The organism is Shewanella waksmanii, assembly GCF_043643685.1.
GTDB lineage: Bacteria > Pseudomonadota > Gammaproteobacteria > Enterobacterales > Shewanellaceae > Shewanella > Shewanella waksmanii_A.
In genome coordinates this window covers 398,588-401,112 of the sequence record NZ_JBHZSN010000002.1, presented here as the reverse complement: position 1 = coordinate 401,112, position 2,525 = coordinate 398,588, and the positions used below count along the sequence as shown (strand labels likewise).

Here is a 2,525-nt window from a genome sequence, read left to right as displayed (position 1 = left end):
GTGAAAGGGCGGTGTCCTAGGCCTCTAGACGAATGGGACACTGTTGATACGTTATACTCTGTATCGAGTGAATACTCGTTAAAGTTAGTAGGCAATGACTTTAACGCTAATCAATTAGATGGTGGAGCCTAGCGGGATCGAACCGCTGACCTCAACACTGCCAGTGTTGCGCTCTCCCAGCTGAGCTAAGGCCCCATTTAACCTAATTGACACTTGAGCGGCTGCTAGTTATTCACTGCATCTCCCTCAACTGCGAGGCGCATTCTATGCAGCACACCCAAAAGTGTCAACTCGTTTTTTAGGAATTTATTCTATTTGCTACAAATTCAATCGCTTTGGAGATTCTTTGTTCACAACGAGCTTGACCAATCAAGAAAATGGTCAAATCTACTGCAGGCGACTGCCCTGCCCCAGTAACGGCAACACGCAAAGGCATCCCCACTTTGCCCATACCAACTTCTAACTCACTAGCCGTATCTTGAATTGCTTGATGAATCGCTTCTACATTCCAATCTGTCAACGCAGCCAATTTTTGTTGAATTAAGGTCAGAGGCTCCATGGCCACACCGCGAAGGTGCTTCTTGGCTGCCGTTTCATCGAAATCAGCAAAGTCTTCATAAAAATAACGACTAGACGCAGCTAACTCTTTCAAGGTTTTTGCGCGCTCAGCAAGTGCAGTCACCACTTCAGCTAATGCAGGACCATTTTCGGTGTTGATGTTCTGATCATCCATATGCCATTGCAGATGACTTGCCACATATTCTGGCGCCAACTCTTTCATATAGTGTTGGTTCAACCAAATAAGCTTTTCAGTATTAAAAGCCGATGCCGCTTTATTAATATCTTCCAACTTAAATAATGACTGCATCTCCTCAACAGAGAACACCTCTTGATCGCCATGTGACCAACCTAGACGTACTAAATAGTTAAGCAAGGCTTCTGGCAAATAACCGTCATCGCGATATTGCATCACGCCAACCGCACCATGACGTTTTGAAAGCTTGGCACCATCGTCACCTAAAATCATTGCAACATGGGCATATTCTGGGACAGGCGCACCAAGTGCTTTTAAAATATTAATTTGACGCGGTGTATTGTTGATGTGGTCTTCACCACGCACAACACAAGTGATACCCATATCCCAATCATCAACCACAACACAGAAGTTATAAGTTGGCGTGCCATCAGTACGGGCAATAATCAAATCATCTAACAGGTCATTTGATATCTCGATACGACCACGGACATGGTCATCAAATACAACGCTACCCTCAGTTGGGTTTTTGAAGCGGATAACAAACGGCTCATCAGTATCACGAGGCGCTTTATCACGGCAACAACCGTCATACTTCTGCTGCAGCCCTTGTGCAGCCTGTTCTTCACGCATTGCTTCAATTCGCTCACGCGAGCAATAACATTTATAGGCTGTTCCTTGCTCAAGCATTTGTGCAATGATTTCATTGTATCTATCAAAACGTTTAGTTTGGTAGTACGGACCTTCATCCCACGTTAGACCAAGCCACTCCATACCTTCCAAAATTGCCGCACACGCTTCTGGTGTTGAGCGCTCTAGGTCAGTGTCTTCTACACGTAATACAAACTCACCTTGATTAGCGCGAGCGTAAAGCCAAGAATAAAGTGCAGTTCGAGCGCCACCTACATGCAGAAAACCAGTTGGGCTTGGTGCAAAACGTGTTTTAATCGTCATATTTAAACATTAACCTATGTTAAAAAAGAGCCTTGCGGAAAAGGCTATCCATAAAATCGTGTGGCGTATTCTAGCAGCCTATAAAGAATTGACAAAACTCTCATCTGCTAAAACTTCAAATACCGCCACTTGGGTTGAAAGGAAACCTAACTAGATCACAAAAGTATTTTAACTAGCTCTTAAAAATGTGTCCCTGCCAGTTAAGCAAATATATCAGCGTTTCACCCAGTTCATTTAATCCAATTCTTTAACTCGCCTAACCAAACAAATAACACCGATATGATCTCTTTTGTGATTTTTATCATCTAAACATCCATGTCATTCAGCTTTAATGGCTATTTATTGATGGTTTTCTGCTGTCTTTTGTCAAAACTCGTTGTACTAATTACTGCCTCAACTCCTAACTAACGACACCACATTTTCTCAAGTTACATGCTCAGCTAATTTAGTCGTTTATGAGTCCTGGTTAGTTTTAACCGTTAACCCAATTCCCAATTCCCAATTCCCAATTCCCAGTTGATTTGGCGATACATGACTAAAGTTAACAATAAAATGTCGAGACTTATCGCAATATAAGCCCAATGTTTATAGTCACGTCTTCCCCACCACCCCACTGCCACCACAGAAATTTGCCCAACGTTTGTCTTACTAAGCTATATAAAGCACCGTTTTATGATGCTTTTTTCATCTATGCAGCGCTACAATGCACAAGTATTCATCAAGGCGAGCAAAATTAAACCGGACTCATCTATTTATATAAAAAACCGTTGACAGTCTTTCTACCGTCCCTATAATACGGCCCCACACAGCGAGGTCG

General features: G+C 42.8%; 1 protein-coding gene and 1 tRNA gene. Both read right to left on the bottom strand.

Annotated elements, in window-relative coordinates; all coding sequences use genetic code 11:
• Nucleotides 1–119 precede the first annotated feature (119 nt).
• A tRNA-Ala gene (locus tag ACHUFW_RS04575) sits at nt 120–195 on the bottom strand.
• Between the two features lie 103 nt (nt 196–298).
• On the bottom strand, nt 299–1,708 hold the full coding sequence (gltX, locus tag ACHUFW_RS04570; protein ID WP_394200949.1) for a glutamate--tRNA ligase: 1,410 nt from the start codon (nt 1,706–1,708) through the stop codon (nt 299–301).
• Between the last annotated feature and the right edge of the window lie 817 nt (nt 1,709–2,525).